At 70.8% G+C, this 3215-nt stretch carries 6 protein-coding genes; 5 read left to right on the forward strand and 1 reads right to left on the reverse strand.

The features are described 5' to 3' along the window. Window positions 1–136: 136 nt before the first annotated feature. The 4 genes from G6016_RS14205 to G6016_RS14220 all read left to right on the forward strand — a co-directional run bounded on the left by G6016_RS14205 (window position 137) and on the right by G6016_RS14220 (window position 1875). A complete protein-coding gene (locus G6016_RS14205) occupies window positions 137–496 on the forward strand; it encodes a hypothetical protein (protein WP_182633274.1) in 360 nt (119 codons plus the stop codon). Between the two features lie 10 nt (window positions 497–506). After that, window positions 507–809: an RNA-binding S4 domain-containing protein gene (locus G6016_RS14210; protein ID WP_182633275.1), complete on the forward strand. Its 303-nt coding sequence runs from the start codon at window positions 507–509 to the stop codon at window positions 807–809. Then, on the forward strand, window positions 806–1360 hold the full coding sequence (locus tag G6016_RS14215; protein ID WP_182633276.1) for an NADPH-dependent FMN reductase family protein: 555 nt from the start codon (window positions 806–808) through the stop codon (window positions 1358–1360). Before G6016_RS14210 ends, G6016_RS14215 begins: the two co-directional genes overlap by 4 nt. A 107-nt stretch (window positions 1361–1467) precedes the next feature. Further along, on the forward strand, window positions 1468–1875 hold the full coding sequence (locus tag G6016_RS14220) for a hypothetical protein (RefSeq protein WP_182633277.1): 408 nt from the start codon (window positions 1468–1470) through the stop codon (window positions 1873–1875). A 39-nt stretch (window positions 1876–1914) separates the two neighbouring features. Here G6016_RS14220 and rraA read toward each other — a convergent pair whose 3' ends face one another. Further along, window positions 1915–2397, reverse strand: a complete 483-nt coding sequence (rraA, locus tag G6016_RS14225; RefSeq protein ID WP_182633278.1) for a ribonuclease E activity regulator RraA — start codon at window positions 2395–2397, stop codon at window positions 1915–1917. A 146-nt stretch (window positions 2398–2543) separates the two neighbouring features. Here rraA and G6016_RS14230 point away from each other — a divergent pair. Beyond that, the coding region (locus G6016_RS14230; protein WP_479682412.1) for an amidohydrolase family protein at window positions 2544–3215 on the forward strand (672 nt) is incomplete at its 3' end.

The raw sequence follows: 3215 nt of genomic DNA on the forward strand, positions 1-3215 counted from the left end.
GCGCCCCCGTGGTGGGCCCACCACGGGGGCGCCGCAGACTTTTGTGGGGCTGCCGTAGCGCAATACCTGAGGCGAACCTAAGATTGGGCGCGTCATAATTACAGGGCCGCGCGGCCACCGTCACGGAAGGCAGGTTATGGTCCGCCGACGACCACTCGCCGTGATCGGTGCGCTCAGCGCCGCGATCGCGCTTCAGGGCGCCCCGGTGGCGTCCGCGCAGGTCGTGGTGGGTCCGGGGCCGCAGGTGATGATCACCGAACTTCCGGCGCTCAGCGAACTGCCGCCCCTTCCCGGCGAGGGCGAGGAGTCTGAGGAGGACGAGGCGGAAGCGGATTCCGACGGCTTGACCGCCATCCAGATGGTGGCCTTTGTGCTGGCGGTGGGTGCCCTCGTCGCCGGCGGAACGGGCCTGGCGCTGGTCACCCTGCGTGGTCGGGGGGCCCTGCGGGACGATCCGTTGCGGCGCACTCCGACCCCGCCCCGGGTCGACCGATAAACTCGGCGGCATGAGCCGCCACATCGCAGGACGGGGACGCGTCGGACGGGCCGCCCCCGCGCCGTCCGGACCGCCGGTAGAGGACGTCGAGTGCGACCTGAGCCGCAAGTTGACGCTGGGTCAGTTCCTCAAGCTCGCTTCGCTTCTCGATTCCGGGGCCGAGGCCAAGGACGCGGTCGCCGCCGGCGAGGTGAGTGTCAACGGTGAGGTGGATCTGCGGCGCGGTCGCGGCATGGCCGACGGGGACGTGGTGGAGACCGGGGGCCGCGCGGCGCGCGTGGTGACCCGACCTGAGATGGGGGAGAACCGATGAGCGATGGTGCCCCGGGGTCGGTGCCGGCCCCCGTTATCCTGCACGACGACGACGCCGGCGCACGCCGCTACGCAGAGTGGTTGGCCGAGGAGTTCGATTCGCGCACTTCCCATTTCGACGCCGCGGACCCGGGCGAGCTCGTCGTGGCGGGAACCGTCGTTCTGTTCACCGGGATGCGCACCGGTGGCGGGCTGGGCGGATCGACGTTCATCACCGACAACTGGGAGGCGCTGGTCGAGGCCGGCCGCCGGGTCTCCGTGGTGATGGTCGGGCCCACCCCCGTGACGGATGAGGCACGCATCGAGTTGATGTCGACCGAGTTCTCGGCCGATCAACTCCGTCAGCTCAAGCTGTTCCAGTTGCGCGGCGTGGTGACGCCCGACCAACTGGGCTTTCGCCAGCGACTGGGCATCAAAACGGCCCTGGCGGCGCTGCGGCGCAAATCCGATCGCACCCCGGAGGAGGACGCGATGCTGGAGCTGGGCGGACTGGACCTCACCGACCGCGTGTCACTCGGCCCGCTGCTGCGCTGGATTCGTCGCGAGGCCTGAGGCCCCGCACCGGATTGCCGGAGGCCCTGCACGACAACGGTGAAAAGTGGTTAACATCTCTGCGGATCCCCGCTGCGATGCGGGGCGTTGACCCCGGAGGACGTCACATGCGCAAGACCGCTCTCGCCTCGGCCGCCACGGCGTTGGCCGCAGCCACGATGCTCGCCGGAGCCGGGGCGGCGCACGCCGACGAACCCGTGCCGCAGACGGACCTGACGAAGCGCGCGGAGTGCATCCTTATCGAGACCTTCACGGGCATTCGCGGCGCGTGCCTCGACCCCGCTGAGGCCGGGCAGCTCGGCTCCATCGGCTATGGCTCGTTCGGCACCGGATCGCTGGCGGACCTGCTCACCGGTGCCGTCAACCTGGGTTCGGTGGCGTTGTCGGTGGCCGGGCCCAACTCGGTGGGGTCGACCGGTTTCTACCTGCCGGGCTCGACCGGAAGCTACGGCCCGGAGGCCTCGATCGGGGAGCTGCTCACCGGCTCGCTCGGGAGCCTGGGCGGAGCCTTCTAGCGGGCTCCGCCCGGGCTGCACGGTGCGCTGCGCGTCGGGTCAGCGCACCACGATGCCGTCGGTGTCCGCGTAGAGCATGTCGCCGGGGGCGAAGTCGACCCCGCCGAAGCTCACGGTGACATCCCGCTCGCCCGCGCCGGTCTTGGTGGACTTGCGCGGATTGGTGCCCAGCGCCTTGCAGCCGAAGTCCATGCCGCCGACGACCGCCGAGTCGCGGATCGCGCCATTGACCACGACGCCGGCCCATCCGTTGGAGCGGCCCAGCTCGGCGATGATGTCGCCCACCAGAGCGGTGTGGACGCTGCCGCCGCCGTCGATCACCAGCACCCGGCCCTCACCCGGCTCGCCGAGCACGCTCTTGAGAAGCGCGTTGTCCTGGAAGCACCGGACGGTCGAGACTGGCCCGAAGAACTCCGTGCGGCCGCCGAGGTCGCGGAACTGGGTGTCGCAGCTGCGCACGTCCTCGCCGATCTCGTCAACCAGGTCCGCCGTGGGGACGAATCCGTTGGTGCTGTCGGTCATGCCGGTCCTCCTGTGATTGGTGGCGTTCCCCGTAACGCTATCCGGCCAGCCGACCACGGGGCAGCCCGCCCGTAGGGGACAATGGGCCACGACTCTCGCCGCCCGATGACCGCAGAAGATGACCGCAGATACGGGGAGGAATTTCCGTGGCCAAGTACGAACTGCTGATACACGCCCGCCGCGCCGTGGTCGACGACCGCATCCAGCAGGCCGCGGTGACCGTGGACGGGGGCGTCATCTCGTCAGTGCGCACGGGCTCCAAGGCGCGTGACATCGGGTTAGCGGGCGAGCACACGATCAATCTGGGCGACGACGTGGTGCTCATGCCGGGGCTGGTCGACCCGCACGTCAGTACGGAGGACGTGGCGGTCGGCACCCGCTCGGCGGCGCGGGGCGGCATCACGGCCGTGGTCGACTACGGCACGGATGGGGAGCCGACCGTCACCACCCCGGAGGGCATCGACCGGTGGCGGGACGAGGTCACCGGGGAATCGACCGTCGACGTGGGTGTGTGGGGCGCCGCGGTGCCGGACAACCTGGGCGGGCTCGGTCAGTTGTTGGACCGTGGCGTCATCGGGGTGTCCGCCGTCGCCGAGGGCAAGGGCGTGGCGGGCGCCCCCACGCTGGATCGCGCCGCGCTGGTGTCGGCGGCGGAGGAGGTCCTCGGCCGGGGCGCGTTGTTCGCGGTGGACGCCGGGGTGGACCATCTGCCGCCCCTGCTCGACGTGCTGCGCCGGACCAGCGGGCGGCTGCACGTGCGCTCGGTGGCGGACCACGAGGAGTTGCCACTGCTGCGGGAGGCCAGGCAGGAGGGGCTC

The organism is Dietzia aerolata (assembly GCF_014144865.1).
Taxonomy (GTDB): domain Bacteria; phylum Actinomycetota; class Actinomycetes; order Mycobacteriales; family Mycobacteriaceae; genus Dietzia; species Dietzia aerolata.